Consider the following 16,632-nt stretch of genomic DNA (forward strand, 5'->3'; position numbering starts at 1 on the left):
CAACCGGCGTCGCGGATCGGCGCCCTCCTCTGCCTCGCGCATTACCCTGCTTTCCCTCGCTTTCCACCGCTTTCAACCGCTTGCCTCTGCTCTCTGCGCATTCATGCACCGGCGCTACGCGGCACGCGCGCTCCAGTACGCGCGCGACACCCGGCAGCCGATCCCTCGGACACCTGCGATTGTCAGCCGTGAGGCGATCTGCAAGAATGGCTGCGGCCTGGCAGGCCAGCGCACCGGCGCGCCGTCACCACACAGCTTCGATCGACGAAGCGATATTCGCTCAAGGGGAAACATGGAACCGATCACGTTCACACAGTGTTTCAAAGGCGCCTGGATCGACGGTCTCAACGCGTTGCGCAATCGGCCGCTGCTCGCCATCACCGTTGCCCTCGTCATTCTCGTCACGCTAGCGCTTGGCACGTCGGTCAAGCAACTTGCCGCCGATGCCGCCCAAACCGGCATGCCCGCGGCATACCGTCTGAAACTCGCGCTCGTGTCGTTGGGCATCGGCTTTGTGAACGTCGTGGCGTACTCGACACTTGCCGTTCACGCCGTGCGCTACGTCGTGCTCGGGCCGGAACTCGCGCGTGGGACCGCTTGGTATCGCGACGTCGTTCGTTACGTGTGGACGTCGATCCAGATCGGGTTTGGCTTCGGCGTGGTCTCGGCAGCGATCATGGTAATCGCCGTGTTAGCGATGCGCCTGTCCGGTCAGGGAGACTCGTCGGCCCTTGCGATGACGCTTCTCGTCCTGTTGCTATGTCTGGCGATATTCGTTGCGATCCGCCTCTCGCTGATTCTGGCGCAGGTCGGCGCCGGGCGCAGCAAACGCTGGCGCGCCGCGTGGCAGGACACGCGCGGTCACTTCTGGTCGATTTTCGGCACCGGTCTGGCCATCGCCGTGCCTATCATCGTCGGCGCGCTCGTGATGTTGGTCCTTGTCGAATTGCTCGTCCGGATGACCGGTAGCACAACGGTGCTGGTGCTCGCCGCGCTGATCCTGCAAGCGATCATCTCCGTCGTGTGGATGGCTGTCATCTGCGCGGGCAACGGCTGGATCTACCACCGATATGCGAATCGCCTTCTCGATCTGGAAGGCGCACCCGACGACGTTTGAACAAACACAGATACAAAAGGGGCGCAGGCATGTGACCTGCGCCCCTTCGTTCCGTCGGCCTTATCGGCGTCTGCCTCTACCGGCGGGATCGTCGGCAATTGACGGCCTCGTTGGCCTCGTCCGCCTCCTCGGCCACGCTCAACCTCAAGCGGCGTTCGCTGCCGCTACACCGGCATCCAGCGCCCCATAGCGCGCATAGTCGCCGAGGCCGTCCGGCCATTGCGTGAGCACCTGAAAGCCCGTCTCGGTGACGGCGACCATGTGTTCCCATTGCGCGGAGAGCGAGCGATCACGCGTGACAACGGTCCACCCATCGGCCAGTTGCTTCGTGTCGGGCTTACCGGCATTGACCATCGGTTCGATGGTGAAGATCATGCCGGGGCGCAGCGTCAGCCCCGTGCCGGGGCGCCCGTAATGCAGCACCTGCGGATCGTCGTGATACGTGGTGCCAATGCCGTGCCCGCAGTAGTCGCGCACGATGCTGAAGCCTTCCCGGTGTGCGACCGTCTGGATCGCGTAGCCGACGTCGCCGAGCGTCGCGCCAGGACGCACGGCACGAATGCCCGCGAGCATCGCCTCGTACGTCGTGTCGACCAGACGCTTGGCGAGAATGCTCGGCTTGCCCGCGTAATACATGCGGCTCGTGTCACCGAACCAGCCGTCCTTGATCAGTGCGACGTCGATGTTCACGATGTCGCCGTCGTGCAACTTCTTGTCGCCGGGAATACCGTGGCAGACCACGTGATTCACCGACGCACACACCGTCTTCGGATAACCGTGATAACCGACGTTGGCCGGAATCGCCTTCAACTCGTTGACGATGAAGTCATGGCAGAGCCGGTCGAGCTCGTCGGTCGTGACACCGGGCTTCACATGCTCGCCGATCATCGCAAGCACCTGTGCGGCAAGCTCCCCGGCGCGGCGCGACAGGGCAATTTCTTCGTTCGAGCGGATGACAACGCGTTCGCGCACCATTAGGCCACCTTGTTCAATACGGTGACGGGTGCACCGGTTGCTGGAGAAACGACAGCGCCGGTCTGGCCGACCGGCGCGCCTTCGGTCTCGATGAGCCGACGGCAAATCTCGCCATAACTCATCGTGGGATTCAGTTCGGCAAGCATGCCGACGCGCAGCCAATGTTCGGCTTGCGCATTGATCGAGCGGCTGAGCGCGCCGCTGGTGTTGCGCAGCGCCTCATGCATTTGCTCCGATATCTTCACGATACCCATGGGGCAGGCTCCATATATACGAAATAGCTACGAAACGTATATTACCAGCCTTGCCTCGAAATGTCTTCTCCCCTTTATCAGGATCCGCCCGCCGATTGTTCCGTGCGCGTAACTTCAAGCGGGTGGAATGCGATCGTGTGCGTCATTTCCGGCGCGCTGCATGTCGATGTCGCCGGATCGCAACGTCAGTGGCAAGCCGGAGACGCCGTCGCCGTCGGTGTGCTCGACGACGCGCCCGACGCTTGCTTCACGCTCGTAACGCTCGTCATGCGCGCCGCAAGCGCCGACGTCGACACGCACTTCGTCGTGCTGTCCGGTCCTGCGCTGAACGAACCCATCGCCAAACACGGCCCCTTCGTCATGAACTCGATCGAGCAACTCAACGACCGCATCTCGGCGTACCAGCGTGGAGAATTCGGTGAACTGGACGACGACACGTTCCCGCAGTTGCGCGCCTGTCGCGCATCGCCATAACCGTCACCACCCAGGTCACGACGACGGCCCTTCCCCTGCCCTCCCTCCGCTTCGCTCATATCTGCCTGGCGTGCTCGGCCTGCCCCGTCCGTGCGGATGCGGGCGACGCCGTGTCGTCCTGACTGCCACCCTTGCCGAACGCGACCCCGCTCATCAGCGCCAGCCCCCACGCGCCCACGACGCCATACACCATCACCCACCCGAAGCCATGCACCAGCGCAGCGTGCACGATCTGCCCTTGCGGATCGGCCGCGGCGAGCGCCGCATTGCCCTGCGCAACGGATTCCAGACTACCGGCAGCCACCTTCTCTGCGAGGGAGCGCAGCGAGTGCGCGTCAAATCCCGATGGCAGCGCGCGGACGAGATATGCGCCAACCCCCTGGAGCAGAATGAATCCCATCACGGCGATGTTGATGGCCAGACTGATCAGTCGCGCGCTCATGTCGATTCCCGACGCCATGCCGGCCCGATTCGCCGACACCGCCCCGGTCGCGGTATTCGTGACCGGCGTGTTCGTCAGTCCCAGTCCCACGCCGCAAAGCACACAGCCGGGCAACATCGTGAGCCAGCTCGCCTGCGCCATGCCTGAGCCAACCTTCATCAGCAGGAAACCCAGACCGATGGTGAAGAGGCCCAGCGGGATGACACGGCGGGCGTCGAATCGTAGCGACAGCCGTTCGGCGAGCGGTGGCACGACGAGCGTGGGCAGCGTGTAGGCAAGCAGCGACAGCCCGGCATCCACGCTCGTGTAGCCGAACGCCCCCTGGAAATAGATCGGCAGATAGATCATGAACGACCAGTAGCTGAAGTTCATGCCCATCGAACCGAACATCGCACCGGAAAAGCGTCGAATACGAAACACGGCGAAATCGAACATCGGACGCGGACTGCGCTTCTCGATCCAGACAAACGCGACGAAGCTCGCCACCGTTGCGGCAGCGATGGCGAGCGCCTGCGCACTGGCCATGCCGAGATCGGGACCCTGCGTAATGAAATACACCAGACCGAACGTGGCAAGCGAGAGCGTGACGATGCCTGGCACGTCGAGATAATGCGCATGCGGATCGCGCGACTCCTGCACACCGATCAACACCAGTGCGAGCGCCACGAGCGAGAGCACCACGTGCACCAGAAAAACCCACTGCCAGTCCGCCACGGCAACGATCATGCCGCCGATGATGGGCCCGAAACCCAGACCGATGCCGAAGATGATGCCCCACGCGCCGAACGCCTTGCTGCGCTCGCGCCCTTCGCGAAACTGGTGCGAGAGCACCGCGACCTGACAGATCAGCATGGCGCCGCCGCCCATGCCCTGCAAGAAGCGGCTCACGATGAGCACCGGGGCGCTTTGCGCGAGCCCGCATGCGAGCGACGTCAGCGCGAAGACCACGATGCTGATCAGGTATACGCGACGGCGCCCGAAACGGTCGGCAAGTGTGCCGGTGGCCATCAGCACCGTCGTGCAGGCCAGCGTGTAAGCATTCATGATCCATTGGATCTGTCGGAAGTCGGCCTGCAAGACGCGCTCCAGTGTGGAGAGCACCGTCGGCACGCTGGAAATTTCGAGGCCGAACATCAGGGACGTGAGGCACACGGCGGCGAGCGCCACCGCGTTTCTTGATGTGGGTGTGTGAGTCATGGGAATCACCGGATTGGATAACGTCAGAGGTAATATATCGGGAACCTGTTTCCCTATTACCGACATTTATTCCCACAATAAGGGACGTGTAAGACCGAATCTTTCACACGTTGTCTCACAGGAATCCCACATGACGAACGAACTCGACGGCGTCGCGGTCTTCGTGCAGGTCGTCGAAGCGGGGAGCTTCACGCTTGCCGCCGAACGCCTGCACCTGACGCGCTCTGCCATCGGCAAGGTGATTTCTCGCCTGGAAGCGCGACTGGGTGTGCGACTGCTGCATCGCACGACGCGCAGTCACACGCTGACCGAGGCGGGTCGCGTGTATTACGACCGCTGTGTGAGGGCATTGGCTGAACTGGACGCGGGTGCGGCGGAAGTGGAGAGCGGGCTGAGCGAGCCGCGTGGCAGATTACGCGTGAGTGTGCCGATTGCCTTCGGCCATCAATGCGTTGCGCCAGTGCTGTTCGGGCTCGCGCGTCAGCATCCGAAGCTGCAAATCGACATCTCGTTTTCCGACCGGGCCGTCGATCTTATCGAAGAGCATTTCGATCTCGCCGTGCGCATCGGCGATCTGCGCGATACCACGCGGCTGGAGGCACGACGTCTTGGCACGCAGCACCTGAGCATCGGTGCATCGGCCTCGTATCTCGCGCAGTACGGCAAGCCTGTTGCTCTCGAAGACTTCGCCGGTCACACGGGCATTTCCTATTCGCGCAACGGCACGGCGTCCGCATGGCAGGTGCTCGACGCCGATGGCAGCGAGCGAGAACTGCCAATCACGCGACAGTTGAGTCTGGACGACGTGCAGGCCATCGCCGACGCGGGCATCGCCGGTCTGGGACTCGTCTACCTGCCTTGCTGGTTGCTGGAGCGGCACATCGCAGCCGGTAAGCTGGTTGCCGTGCGCGACCTGTGCGGCCCGCGTCCGCTACCGATCCACGTGGTGTGGCCGAAGACGCCTTACCTGCCCTCGAAAACGCGCTGCGCCGTCAACGCCCTCATCGCTGACATTCCGAAGCTCAAGCTCGGCTGATCTGCGCCCGATAGCCATTGAGCGTCCGCCATACCATTGCAGCGATTCGCGTGAACTCGTTTAGTGTCGGGCGTGAGGACGACTTCACCTGTTGACGAGACATTCCGGGACGGCCCGGCTCTTTCTAGGAGAACCGTATGGCTTGGACCTATCTGATGCTCGCAGGCGATCACGTGTCGACGTGCGCGCCTGCCAGCCCTGTCGTGCCTCCAAATGCTCGCGCAACTGACGTTCCCATCCGTGTCACCGGCCGCCTATCGCACCGGGCCATGCGGATAGTGCGACATCGGCCATGCGTTTTAGCATTGCCTTGCTCGCGCCATCGCAGGCTTGCGCCGACATGCCTTGCACGACTGCGCCGAAAAAGCGCGCCAAGGCTTCGGTGTCGGTATCGCTGGCCAGCTCGCCCTCGGCGACTGCACGATCGAAGCGCGCCCTGATCGTCTTCAACCCGAGATCCCGTCGCGCAGCCACCCATTGCGCGACAGACTCGCTCTTGTCGGCATGCTGGAGCACCGCTGTCGAAATCATGCAACCGCGCGGCCGCCCCGAGGCGCCGTTCTTCCTGATCCAGGCGGTCGCCGATCACATTCGGGACAACGGAAGGATCATCAATGTTTCGACGGGATTCACCCGGGTGGCGGCGCCGACCCATCCTGCCTATGCCGCATCGAAGGGGGCGCTCGAAACATTGACGCTGGCACTTGCCCCGGAATTCGGTGCGCGGGGCATCACGGTCAACGCCGTCATGCCCGGCGTGACGGAAACCGACATGAACGCCGCCTGGATAACGATTCCGCAAGCGCGCGCCGGTGCGCAAGCGATGTCGGTGTTCTCGCGCATCGGCGGGGACTACGATGAGCGCCGCCCCACGCGACCGAACGTCGAAATATCCCGCTTGGGCGGCGCACCGAACATGCGCGTGTACTCGCGATTGAACTGCGAGGCGCTTTCATAGCCGACACGCGCCGCCGCGCTCTGCACGTTGGCTTCGCCGGCCGCCATCAGACGCCTCGCTTCGAGCAGGCGAATCTGCTTCTGGTATTGCAGGGGCGTGACGCAGGTGAGCGCCTTGAACTTGTGATGAAACGCCGAGGGACTCAGCTTCGCGAATGCCGCCAGTTCCTCGATCCGGAATGGCTGCGCAAAACGTTCGCGCAAGACGTGCATCGCCTTGACAACGCCCACATGCCGCTCGCCGCCGACGATCGCGTTTGCGATGCGTCCCCCGTGCGGACCGCTCAGTAGCCAATAGCAAATTTCGCGCATGAGAAGCGGGTACAGCACCGGAACCGCGTCCGGCGTCTCCAGCAGTCGGATTGCGCGCGACGCGCAATCGATCAGCTCGCTTTCCAGCGGCATGACGAAAGCGCTTTCCGGCGCGTCGGTGTCGGCAGCGGGCGGTGAATCAAGCTGCGCGAGGACTTCGCGCGTCGCCGCCTGATCGAGTTCGATCACGATGCTCAGATACGGTCGATCGGCGCTGCCTTCGATCACCTGGCTCGCCCCCGGCATTTCGAGGTTGACGACCAGCGCCTCACCCGCCCGGTAGACGAGTTTGTGAGCGCCGAATGCGGTCCATTTGGCGCCCTGAACGACGATACACAACGCGGGTTTGTGTATCAGTTGGGTCGGATGCCGATGGCACTGAGCGCGCAGAACGACCAGCCCGTCCGCGATCGTGTAGAACGGGCTCTCGCCAGATTGGCGAGCGGTGTAGCGGTTGACTGCGTCGACCAGTGTGGCCATCGACGTCGCGTGTTCAGCTCGGGTATCCATGTCGCGCAAGCTACCGGAAAAAGCAGGATCGGGCAATAAACAGGATAGTTTCGGCATAGGCGTGGCGCGCCTGCCGCTCTACGCTAAGGGTTCCGTATCCATTTCCCGGAACCCCCCATGACTGACACGATCTACACGACATCCCCCAACCCCGTCGCACTGGTAACCGGAGGAAGCCGCGGCCTCGGACGCAGTACCGTACAGAGCCTGGCCTGGCGAGGCATCCGCAGCATCTTCACTTACCACTCGAACCGTGCGCAAGCCGATGAGGTGGTCGCCGAGGTCGCGGCCAACGGCGCTCAGGCCATCGCCTTGCCACTCGATGTCGGCAACGTCTCCACCTTTGAAGCCTTCTCCGCCGAGGTGCGCGCGGCGCTGTCGTCGCTCGGTACCGACAAGCTGGATTTCCTCGTCAACAACGCGGGGATCTCGCATCACAACGCGATAGCAACGACTACCGAGCAGGAGCTGGATAGTCTCTACAACGTCCATTTCAAGGGCGTATTCTTCCTCACGCAGACCCTCCTGCCGATCTTGCGCGACGGCGGCCGCATCGTGAACATCTCGTCGGGGCTTACGCGCATCACCCTTCCCAACAGTGCGCCGTACGCGAGCATGAAGGGCGCCGTGGAAGTGCTCACGCGCTATCTGGCCGTCGAACTGGGCAAACGCGGCATCGCGGCGAATACGGTGGCGCCGGGGGCGATCCAGACGGATTTCAGCGGCGGTGCGGTTCGCGACAACCCGGAACTCAACCGCTTCGTCGCGAGCAATACGGCGCTGGGCAGAGCGGGACTGCCCGACGACATCGGGCCGCTGATTGCATCGCTACTGGCCGAAGACAATCGCTGGATCAATGCGCAGCGCATCGAGGCCTCGGGCGGGATGTTCCTCTAGGGCCCGCCAAGGCATGCCGTCCGGTCTGCCTGCGAGCTCACGAGTCCTGTCGCTGCGCCTCGTCGAACGCGCGTCGGCAGGCTTCCAGCCGCGGCCAGTTGTCTCGTATCCACGCCGTGAAGCCCGCCAACGCGGGGAGCAGGCTGTCACCCATTTCCGTGAGTTCGTACTCGACGCGTGGCGGGACTTCTGCAAAGCAGTGCCGGGTCAGCAACCCATCCCGTTCGAGATTGCGCAGCGTGAGCGTGAGCATGCGCTGCGTAATCCCTTCGATACCGCGTTTGAGTTCGGAAAAACGCAGACGGTGCCCTTCGGCGATGGCAAGGTGAGACACGACAAGAATCGTCCATTTGTCACCGAGTCGGGCAAGCACGTCATGCGGTGCGCATGGCCGGAATTTCGGCCCCGCTTCCGTTTGTTCGTAAGGTCGACCGTGAATGGTGCGTTGCATTCGTATCATGCTTGTGCCCAAGGTTAATCAATGTGCCGTCTTCCGGCGGATGCTACCGGAGTTTAAATTAGCGGCTCATCACCATGCACGTGAGGGCATACATGTCGGACCCCAAAAAACCTGTTCTTGTCTTTGGTGCTACCGGTCAACAGGGCGGCTCGGTCGCCGCTGCGCTGCTCAAGGCGGATTGGCCATTGCGCGTGCTGGTGCGAGATCCTGCTTCCGAGAAAGCCATCGCACTGCGCAACGCCGGCGCGCAACTCGTTCAGGGTACCTACGCCGACACCGACGCCATCCGCGCGGCCATGGGCGGCGTGCACGGGGTATTCAGCGTGCAGCAGTCGTCGCCGAGCGGGGAGTTGACGGACAAAGACGAGGTTCGTTTCGGTATCTCGATCGCAGACATGGCGGTGGAATGCGGCGTCAGCCACCTGGTCTACAGCTCGGGAGCGGCGGTCGGCGACAAGCCTACCGGCGTTGGCCATTTCGACAGCAAGATGCGCATCGAAGCGCACATTCGGTCTTTGCCGATCATGGCGACCATCGTTCGCCCCGTGACCTTCATGGAGACGCTGGCCATGCCCGGACTCGGGCTCAACGAGGGGCGATTCAATTTTTTCCTGCATCCGAGGCAGGCAATGCAATTGCTGGCGGTCGAGGATATCGGCAAGTTCGTCGAACCGGTGTTCGCCGCGGCGCACCGTTTCGGTGGACAGACCTTTGAAATCGCCGGCGACACGGTGACCGGCGAGTCGCTCGAGACGTTGCTCAGCGAGGCGGCGGGGCGCAGGATCGCCTACGCCCGCTTCACCGAGGAGACGCTTGCCGCGAGCCCCTTCCTGAACAAACTCACTGCGCTGGTCAATGAAGGGCCACTCGCCGGGAATGCGGATCTCGGCATGCTGCGCGCGATCCATCCTTCGATGCTGTCCGTTCGCGAGTGGCTCGCAGGCCCCGGCCGAGCGTCGTTCGCCCGTGCGCTCGGCGCGAACGGTACGTGGGCCTATGATCGGGGTTGAGCGCCGCCTCCGCTTTCGCGCGGCGGCTTTTTTCGCACACGACAAATCGAATCCAAGTCGAATGCACGTAGCTCAGCCGTCTGACGCGGCCCCCAGCGACAGCGTCGTCTCCTCGATTCTGCGAAACCGTCCGTCGGCGTCGCGCTCGGCGAACATGAAGACTTCCTGAACGATTTTCTGTCCGTCGTGTGTGAGCAGGTCGATGATGTGGCGCTCCGCATATCGCTCGCCATCGGAGAACTCGTCCAGCACGGTCACGCACGCGTGCGCGACGCGTCGTCGGAACTGGTCGATGTTGGCGACAAACGCATCGAAATCGCTCCACTCACCGTTTGTGCGTTGTCGAAACGACGGCGCGAAGTGTCGCCCGACGGCGTCTCGCGTCGTCAAATGCGGCTGGTTGAACAGGTCGTTGACGACCGCTTGCATGAGGGCCATATGAGTTTCCCGGTTGCGTCGCGCGTCCTCGGCGGCGAACGTCGGCGCGCACACGTTTCTGACTTGGCGGATGGAAACGACGGTTTGGGTAGCAACCCCGTCTATCGAACCTTGAGGACGAGCTTGCCCTGAATATGACCCCGGCTCGCCCGCTCGTGCGCCACGTGAGCCTCTGCCAGCGCGTAAGTGCTGTCGATCACGACGCGAATCGTTCCGGCGTCCAGCAAACCGGCAAGCATTTCGAGCTGTGCGCCACTGGATCGCACCTGCGTTGCCGACACCGTAACACCCGCCTTTTCGGCCGCTTCGGCATCGGAGAACCCCAGAGGGAACACCGGAAAAAGCGCGCCGCCCCGACGCAGGGTCGGAATGAACCGACCGGCGCCGGGCCCGCCCACCGAATCGACAACGAGATCAACATCGCGAATCGACGTTTCGGGCGCCGTCTTTGTGTAGTCCAGCACTTCGTCCGCACCGAGCTCACGCAGCATTGCCTCATGCCTGCCGGACGCCACGGCGATCACTCGGGCCCCTTTCCATTTGGCCAGTTGCACCGCGAAATGCCCGACGCCGCCCGCGGCCCCATTCACCAGCACCGTCCTGCCTTCGAGCGGCACCGGTACATGCCGATGCGGCTGTAACGGATTCGGTTCGTCGTGCCCGAGATCGACCAGGAACTGCCAAGCCGTGAGCAAGGACATCGGCGCTCCGGCCGCATGCACATGGTCGATGCCACGAGGTTTGCGCGCGAGCTCCGACACCGGCACGACGACGTACTCGGCATACGCCCGACTGTCGCCCGCCATACCACTGGGGAACCGCACCATCGAATAGACTTCGTCGCCGACAGCGAAGGCTTTGACGTCATCGGCGGCCGATGCGACGACCCCCGAAATATCGGTCCCCAGGATCAGTGGAAACGACAACTGCGGCCGCCACTCCGGAGGCAGCATCTTGTACCCCTCGCGAAGATACCCATCGGGAGGATTGATGCCCACCGCGTGAACCCGCACGAGAACTTCGCCGGACTTCGGCACCGGAATCGGCGCGGTTTCATACCGCAGCACCTCGGGGCCACCAAAGGCATGTTGCCTAACGGCCTTCATCGTATCGATGGGCATGACTTTCCTCTTTCGCAGAAATGCTTTAACGTGAACGGAGCACTGCTCCAAATATATGGAGCAGTGCTCCGTTTGTCAAGGACACTTTCAAGAACACTTCCAAGAACATTTATGCGAGCCGATGCTCAGAAGAACTACGACCAATTGCTGTCGACGGCGCGGGAAGTCTTTGCCGATCAGGGCGCGGAAGCGTCATTGCGCGATATCGCGCGACGAGCCGGAGTGGGCTTGGGCACGCTCTACCGCCATTTTCCGACGCGTGAGGCGTTGTTGGAGGCGTTGCTGGCGTCGAGTTTCGACGCGTTGGCTGCGAGGGCGAGACACCTCGAGACGTCAGATGCCGCTGACCATGCCCTGCTGTCATGGCTGCAGGAGACCATCGCTTTCACCCATGCGCACCGCGGCATCATCGCACCGATGATGGCCGCGATCGAAGACCCCGAGTCCGCGCTTCATGCGTCGTGCATCAAGCTAAGAGCCGCAGGGGCGTCGCTTCTCGCCCATGCACAAAGGCAAGGCGTGGCGCGAAGCGACCTCGATGGCGCCGAACTGTTCGATCTGATCGCGGCGCTCGCCTGGCTTCGCGAACAACCGTCGCACGCCTCTCGTGCCGATCGGATCATGCGCGTGATTGCCGACGCAATTCTGGCGAACGCCCCTCGGTAAGAACGGCTGAACGGACGTTGTCCGACGCCAGCCACGCCATGTCCGCCATGCGCATGGGCCGTTCCGACAGGTCCTGCCGACGCCGCCTAGAGGGCCGATGGCGGCCTGCGGCGCATCACCCCAGCCGCGAGCGCAGGTACGCCTGCACATCGACGGTGGAAAGACCTTCGCGCGCATTGTATGTGGTGGACTTGTCCCACCACATGCCGTCTCCGGCGGCAAACGCCGCGCGATAACGCGTCATGACGTCGCCGGGCGCAGCGCTCAGGTCCGCGCGCAGCTTTTCGAGGCTCCACGCCGTCTTCTCAAACGTGCGGCCGGTGACCCGCTCCACCACCTCGGCCAGCCGACCATAAGAGAGGGTGTCGCCTGCGACATACACGACTTCGTCGACGATGCGCGGTTCGGCGAGCAGGATATGCGTGGTGAGCTTGCCGACGTCCTCGGGTGTCGTCACAGTCACCTTAGTCTCCCAACTGCCCAGCCCATGAATCGTGCCATGGTCAAGATTGACCACGTCGAACGCCGGCTCGAACAGGAAGCTGGTAAACATCCCCGTCGACACAATGACCCACTCGGTCTTCGATTGCGCACGAAGCAACTGACGCACTTCGTACTGTTCGTCGAACACAGGCTGTCCGCTGCCGCGACCGACCACGTCATAGTCGACGCCGAACTGCCATGGGAAATAGCGCTCGACGCCCGCGTCCAGGGCCGCCCGGGTGATTTTCAGTTGCGTGCCGGGGCCAGCCACGAATCCCGTGCAATTGACGACCGTCCGGAATCGTCTGAACAGGTCCGTCAGCGCCTCGCCCTCGGCCGCCAGGTCGAAGGCGACGATCTCCACACCGAGTTGACGAAGCGCCGACAGGTTCTCGCTATCCTGTGACGACGGTGCGTCGATCATCTGCGGCGAGACCAATACCGTAATCGGCGTTTTGGGGGGGTGCCGTCGCGAACGTGCGGGTACAAGAGCGCGCAGCACCGCCATGCCGAGTTGGCCCGCCCCGAGGACGATCATGTTTTCAATGTTGACCTTTGTGTCGTTCATCGTGAAATTCCTTGTTTGATAATCTTTGTCATGCGTTCGTGAAGTGGATCGACGCGCTGGCGCACTGCGTTGCGCAGGATCGGCCGGAGACGTCCTTATGGTGGCGTCATTCGGTCGCCGCGATAAGACCGCAAGCGCGGTTTTCAGAATTCACGATTGACGAATTGTCTGGACGGTTGGACAAACGTCGGAGAACATCGCTGGCGCCGGTATGCCGGTATGCCGGTATGCCCGATATGTCGATATCGAGCGCAGGCGCCGGAAAACAGGGAGAGTGAGCGTGGTGGACAGATTGCAGGCGATGGAAATTTTTACTCGGGTGGTCGAGACCCACGGGTTCAAGAAGGCCGCCGGTACGCTGTCGCTGCCGCCCGCCACGGTGACGAAGACGATCAAGGACCTCGAAGCGCATCTCGGCACACGACTTCTGAACCGAACCACGCGCGCGCTAAGCCTCACCGACGCGGGACAACGCTACTACGAAAGCTGCAAGCTGATCCTGCATGAGGTGCAAAGTGCCGAGGAGGCTATCGCCGGGCCCGAGGGGGAGGTTCGCGGGTCCATTCGCGTAAGCACCACGCCCTCGCTGGCAAGCCGCATCATCATTCCGGCGCTTCCACAATTCACCGCGCGACACCCCCACATCGACGTCGGACTGCGACTGAGCGATTCGGTCTCCGACCTCGTGCAGGAAGGCCTCGACTGCGTCATCCGAGCCGGGGAACCCCAACCGTCCGCCACACTCGTCGCGCGTCGGCTGACGACCTTTCGATGGCTCGTTTGCGCATCCCCTGCCTATCTCGCCAATCACGGCGAACCCGTGTCGCCTGAAGATCTTCGCGAGCATCACGCGGTGGGTTACATCTCCAGCAGGACGGGCCGGTCGGCCGAGTGGGTCTTCCAGAAAGCGGGGCAATTGCACGCAATTGCCATGTCGGAGCAAGTGTCGGTCGACGACACCGAGGCGTATGTCGCGAGCGGTGTGGCGGGACTGGGCCTGATCAGAAGCGCGGACTACATGGTGGACGCCCTGATCGCCGAAGGCCGCCTGAAGCAGGTCTTGCAAGACCACACCGCACCTGCCGAACCCATATCCCTCCTGTATCCACAGAGTCGCTACCGATCGGCTGCGCTGCGCACCTTTGTCGACTGGTGCGTTCGGATTTTCAACGGACAAGGCGACGCCTGATGCATGGGTGGCGACGCGCCCCATGTCGAGGAGGTAATAGACGCCCATGATCAACAGCCGTCTCACTTCCGGGATGTTGATCGGTAGCCGTCGCAGGCCTGCGCACGCGCGTGTGGCGGGTGTCATGATGTCCGACACCACATCGAGGACACTGTCCGCACCTGCCCGCTGTCGACGATCTTCATGCCAGCGACGCCAGCAGGGTGAATTCGACGGCGCCGCTGATCCAGCAACCTGCACTGCTGTCGAAGGGATCGCGCAAGGCGACGCGAATGCACGACGGTCGCCCCATCGCGAAGCCTTGGTACACCCGCATGGTGGAATCGCCGTCGCGGAGCAAGCCGTAGTGGATGGCGCCGTATAGCGTGGCGGCAGCGGCAATCCCGGTAGCCGCGTCTTCGGGATACCCCGAGGCGCGCGGGAACTGACGCGCATGCAGTTCGAGCGGCCTCGCGCACTCGACGGCGAACGGGTACAGCCCCGTCGAGTCGAGGGCGTCGCACAGTGCGGCGACGCCCGGCAGTCGGGGGGCGAGCGCATCGAGCACGTCGACCGACTTGAGCGGGATCAGCGTCTTCGTGCGACTCGTCCGCGCGTTGACGATGCCGATCGGGGCAAGGTCGTCGTGCGAGATGCGCAAGACTTCGCAGACGGAACCGATCAACGATGGATCGTTGATCGGTTCCACGATGCCTCTGGGCTGTCCGACATCGATGCGTTTGGTTTCGTCGTCAAAACGCACGTCGACAATGCCGCTCAACGTCTCGACAGTGGCCTTGGGCGTCGTCCACCGGGCTGCCTGACGCAGCAACCACATTGCGCCAAGCGTGGCGTGGCCACACATTTCCATTTCGTGCGCCGGTACGAAGAAACGTAGGCGGAAGGCGTGACGAGGGTCTGCGGCGCGGCAGACAAAGGCGCTCTCATGCCCGTAGCGCGCGGCGATCGCTTTCATCTCGTCGGCCGACAAGTGATCGGCGTCGAGCACGACGGGTGCGGGATTTCCGCCATTGGAGCCAGCGGAGAATACGTTGACGAAACGCAGGTCCGGTGCGGCGTCGGTGCGGCGGGTGATATCGGTGGTATCGGTGGTATCGGTGGTATCGGTGGTACCGGTGGTACCGGTGGTACCGGTGGTACCGGCGATCCCGGTGGGATCGTAAAGATTGGGTGGCATTTGGGAACTCTCGCGGTGGCAGGTGGCGCAAGCATGACGAGGCGGAAAAAGACCGTCGCCGCTTATCGGGCCATGGATGGCGTCCGATCGGGCCAAATGCCGGAAGTCCCCGGCCGAGCGCACCGGGCAAAGATAGGTAGTTTCCCGGAGATCGTGGTCGGCGCTGGCGTCGGACGAGCGCGTATTGACGAGATGGCTGGGGGGATTTGCGATGCGTTTGCTGAGGCTATACTGGGCGCTTGAATGTGATGCCGCAGGGTGACGACCGTGCCGCATCGACAGTCGTCATTCGTCGCAAATTGTCGTGCATGTCATTGCAGGCCCTGTACTGCCGAGGAAGCGTAACGTGAAGTCCTATCCGACCGCTCAGCGTCATCTCTGCGGTGATCGAATCGCCGACGTGCGGCACGTGTCGGTTGGCGAGTACCGTACGCAGCCGCATATGCATGATGACGAGTACATGTTTCTGCTACCGAGAACCGGGCAACTGGTGCTCAACGTCGAAACGAACGTCTTGCCCGTACGGGTCGCCCCCAAATCCTTCGTGGTCATACCGCCGCAGCGCGTGCATGACACGCGGGGCTATCGCGCAGGCCAGGCCCATGTGGCGGTCTATGTGGCGAGCGACTTTGTCGCGTTCTGTGAGCGAAAGGCGCAGCGTAAGCTTTCCTGTTCGCGTGTCACGATCTGGTCCGCGCCGATGCTTCTTCTGGATGCCGTGCGGGTCGCCACGATGGATGCCAGTGCCTCCGGCCCTGCCCTTTCTCCCGAACTGTCGACCTTTCGCGCAGAGCTCAGCGCCCGCATGCTGGCGGCGACCTGCATTGAAGCGGGGTTGACGTCGGCACCGTTGAGCGCCGATCGGATGGCGGCAAATGCAGAGATCGTTCGCGACATCCGTGCGTTTTTGGACGCGACGCTTGAGCAGCCTGTCCCGCTCGATCGCATCGCTTACGAATTCGGGTTATCTCGCCGGACGTTGACGCGAATTTTCCGCGACGTCACAGGCGAAACCGTGGTGGATTATCAATCGCGGCGCCGAGTCGAGATGGCTGTGTCGCTGCTTAATGCGCCGGGCATGACGGTGCTTGGCGTGGCCGCCGCGGTAGGGCTCGAATCGCCATCGTATCTGGCGCGGCTTTTCAGGAAATACGGATATGCGCCACCGAACGCGTTCAAAAGTGCTGGCTCGCCGGCGGATTGAGCTTGCGTAAACGCGGATCGGCGTCGGGGGGGGCGTTGGCGCGTCGGGCGGCGTGGGCGGCGAGGGTGGCAGCGTCTTGCGATGGAGCGGTACGAGCGCAGCGCCGCGGTGGGTCGCGCTGACCTGGAGTTTCATGCGGCGCTGG

The 16,632-nt window shown here is 63.0% G+C and carries 19 protein-coding genes; 9 read left to right on the forward strand and 10 right to left on the reverse strand.

The window, feature by feature from the left end; translation table 11 throughout:
• Nucleotides 1-292 precede the first annotated feature (292 nt).
• Entirely contained in the window at nucleotides 293-1,117 is an 825-nt protein-coding gene (locus tag UC34_RS14020; RefSeq protein WP_044456035.1) for a hypothetical protein, read from the forward strand.
• A gap of 144 nt (nucleotides 1,118-1,261) precedes the next feature.
• Here UC34_RS14020 and map read toward each other — a convergent pair whose 3' ends face one another.
• Nucleotides 1,262-2,092, reverse strand: a complete 831-nt coding sequence (gene map / locus UC34_RS14025; protein ID WP_044456036.1) for a type I methionyl aminopeptidase — start codon at nucleotides 2,090-2,092, stop codon at nucleotides 1,262-1,264.
• Nucleotides 2,092-2,346, reverse strand: coding sequence for a ParD-like family protein (locus tag UC34_RS14030; RefSeq protein WP_044456037.1), 255 nt, complete (start codon nucleotides 2,344-2,346; stop codon nucleotides 2,092-2,094). Before UC34_RS14030 ends, map begins: the two co-directional genes overlap by 1 nt.
• Before the next feature lie 135 nt (nucleotides 2,347-2,481).
• Between UC34_RS14030 and UC34_RS14035 the strand changes: the two genes are divergently transcribed.
• Nucleotides 2,482-2,820: a pirin-like C-terminal cupin domain-containing protein gene (locus tag UC34_RS14035; RefSeq protein ID WP_052811052.1), complete on the forward strand. Its 339-nt coding sequence runs from the start codon at nucleotides 2,482-2,484 to the stop codon at nucleotides 2,818-2,820.
• A 55-nt stretch (nucleotides 2,821-2,875) separates the two neighbouring features.
• Here UC34_RS14035 and UC34_RS14040 read toward each other — a convergent pair whose 3' ends face one another.
• Nucleotides 2,876-4,459: an MFS transporter gene (locus UC34_RS14040; protein ID WP_044456038.1), complete on the reverse strand. Its 1,584-nt coding sequence runs from the start codon at nucleotides 4,457-4,459 to the stop codon at nucleotides 2,876-2,878.
• Nucleotides 4,460-4,589: 130 nt separating this feature from the next.
• Between UC34_RS14040 and UC34_RS14045 the strand changes: the two genes are divergently transcribed.
• Complete coding sequence (locus UC34_RS14045; RefSeq protein WP_044456040.1) at nucleotides 4,590-5,495, forward strand: LysR family transcriptional regulator; 906 nt, start codon at nucleotides 4,590-4,592, stop codon at nucleotides 5,493-5,495.
• 243 nt (nucleotides 5,496-5,738) lie between these two features.
• Here the strand turns inward: UC34_RS14045 and UC34_RS14050 are convergent, their stop codons facing one another.
• Nucleotides 5,739-6,026: a hypothetical protein gene (locus UC34_RS14050; protein WP_237165109.1), complete on the reverse strand. Its 288-nt coding sequence runs from the start codon at nucleotides 6,024-6,026 to the stop codon at nucleotides 5,739-5,741.
• On the opposite strand from UC34_RS14050, the gene UC34_RS14055 reads away from it, so the two are divergent.
• A complete protein-coding gene (locus UC34_RS14055; protein ID WP_044456041.1) occupies nucleotides 6,025-6,453 on the forward strand; it encodes an SDR family oxidoreductase in 429 nt (142 codons plus the stop codon). The two genes, UC34_RS14050 and UC34_RS14055, sit on opposite strands and share 2 nt — an antisense overlap.
• Here the strand turns inward: UC34_RS14055 and UC34_RS14060 are convergent.
• On the reverse strand, nucleotides 6,348-7,331 hold the full coding sequence (locus UC34_RS14060; RefSeq protein ID WP_237165110.1) for an AraC family transcriptional regulator: 984 nt from the start codon (nucleotides 7,329-7,331) through the stop codon (nucleotides 6,348-6,350). The genes UC34_RS14055 and UC34_RS14060 overlap by 106 nt on opposite strands.
• Nucleotides 7,332-7,391: 60 nt before the next feature.
• Here UC34_RS14060 and UC34_RS14065 point away from each other — a divergent pair, with 60 nt between their 5' ends.
• Nucleotides 7,392-8,171: an SDR family oxidoreductase gene (locus UC34_RS14065; protein ID WP_044456043.1), complete on the forward strand. Its 780-nt coding sequence runs from the start codon at nucleotides 7,392-7,394 to the stop codon at nucleotides 8,169-8,171.
• A gap of 37 nt (nucleotides 8,172-8,208) precedes the next feature.
• Here UC34_RS14065 and UC34_RS14070 read toward each other — a convergent pair whose 3' ends face one another.
• A complete protein-coding gene (locus UC34_RS14070) occupies nucleotides 8,209-8,622 on the reverse strand; it encodes a winged helix-turn-helix transcriptional regulator (protein ID WP_044456044.1) in 414 nt (137 codons plus the stop codon).
• Nucleotides 8,623-8,723: 101 nt separating this feature from the next.
• Between UC34_RS14070 and UC34_RS14075 the strand changes: the two genes are divergently transcribed.
• Nucleotides 8,724-9,641 (forward strand): NmrA/HSCARG family protein, encoded by a 918-nt coding sequence (locus UC34_RS14075; protein WP_044458185.1) that lies wholly within the window; start codon nucleotides 8,724-8,726, stop codon nucleotides 9,639-9,641.
• A 72-nt stretch (nucleotides 9,642-9,713) separates the two neighbouring features.
• Here the strand turns inward: UC34_RS14075 and UC34_RS14080 are convergent, their stop codons facing one another.
• Both UC34_RS14080 and UC34_RS14085 read right to left on the reverse strand, forming a co-directional pair.
• Nucleotides 9,714-10,079, reverse strand: coding sequence for a hypothetical protein (locus tag UC34_RS14080; RefSeq protein WP_044456045.1), 366 nt, complete (start codon nucleotides 10,077-10,079; stop codon nucleotides 9,714-9,716).
• A gap of 101 nt (nucleotides 10,080-10,180) precedes the next feature.
• The gene (locus UC34_RS14085) at nucleotides 10,181-11,200 is read right to left on the reverse strand and encodes an NADP-dependent oxidoreductase (protein WP_044456046.1); all 1,020 of its coding nucleotides are present in this window, start codon (nucleotides 11,198-11,200) and stop codon (nucleotides 10,181-10,183) included.
• Between the two features lie 111 nt (nucleotides 11,201-11,311).
• Between UC34_RS14085 and UC34_RS14090 the strand changes: the two genes are divergently transcribed.
• Nucleotides 11,312-11,866 carry a TetR/AcrR family transcriptional regulator gene (locus tag UC34_RS14090; RefSeq protein WP_044456047.1) on the forward strand — a complete coding sequence of 185 codons (555 nt, stop codon included), beginning with the start codon at nucleotides 11,312-11,314 and terminating at the stop codon, nucleotides 11,864-11,866.
• Nucleotides 11,867-11,981: 115 nt separating this feature from the next.
• On the opposite strand, the gene UC34_RS14095 is transcribed toward UC34_RS14090, so the two are convergent.
• A complete protein-coding gene (locus UC34_RS14095) occupies nucleotides 11,982-12,917 on the reverse strand; it encodes an aromatic alcohol reductase (RefSeq protein ID WP_044456048.1) in 936 nt (311 codons plus the stop codon).
• A 301-nt stretch (nucleotides 12,918-13,218) separates the two neighbouring features.
• Between UC34_RS14095 and UC34_RS14100 the strand changes: the two genes are divergently transcribed.
• Nucleotides 13,219-14,106: a LysR family transcriptional regulator gene (locus UC34_RS14100; protein ID WP_218919546.1), complete on the forward strand. Its 888-nt coding sequence runs from the start codon at nucleotides 13,219-13,221 to the stop codon at nucleotides 14,104-14,106.
• A gap of 181 nt (nucleotides 14,107-14,287) precedes the next feature.
• Here UC34_RS14100 and UC34_RS14105 read toward each other — a convergent pair whose 3' ends face one another.
• The gene (locus tag UC34_RS14105) at nucleotides 14,288-15,283 is read right to left on the reverse strand and encodes a PhzF family phenazine biosynthesis protein (protein WP_157123191.1); all 996 of its coding nucleotides are present in this window, start codon (nucleotides 15,281-15,283) and stop codon (nucleotides 14,288-14,290) included.
• Nucleotides 15,284-15,629: 346 nt separating this feature from the next.
• Between UC34_RS14105 and UC34_RS14110 the strand changes: the two genes are divergently transcribed.
• Nucleotides 15,630-16,487 carry a helix-turn-helix domain-containing protein gene (locus UC34_RS14110; protein WP_044456050.1) on the forward strand — a complete coding sequence of 286 codons (858 nt, stop codon included), beginning with the start codon at nucleotides 15,630-15,632 and terminating at the stop codon, nucleotides 16,485-16,487.
• Nucleotides 16,488-16,632: the final 145 nt, after the last annotated feature.

It is taken from the genome of Pandoraea vervacti, from assembly GCF_000934605.2.
Lineage (GTDB): Bacteria > Pseudomonadota > Gammaproteobacteria > Burkholderiales > Burkholderiaceae > Pandoraea > Pandoraea vervacti.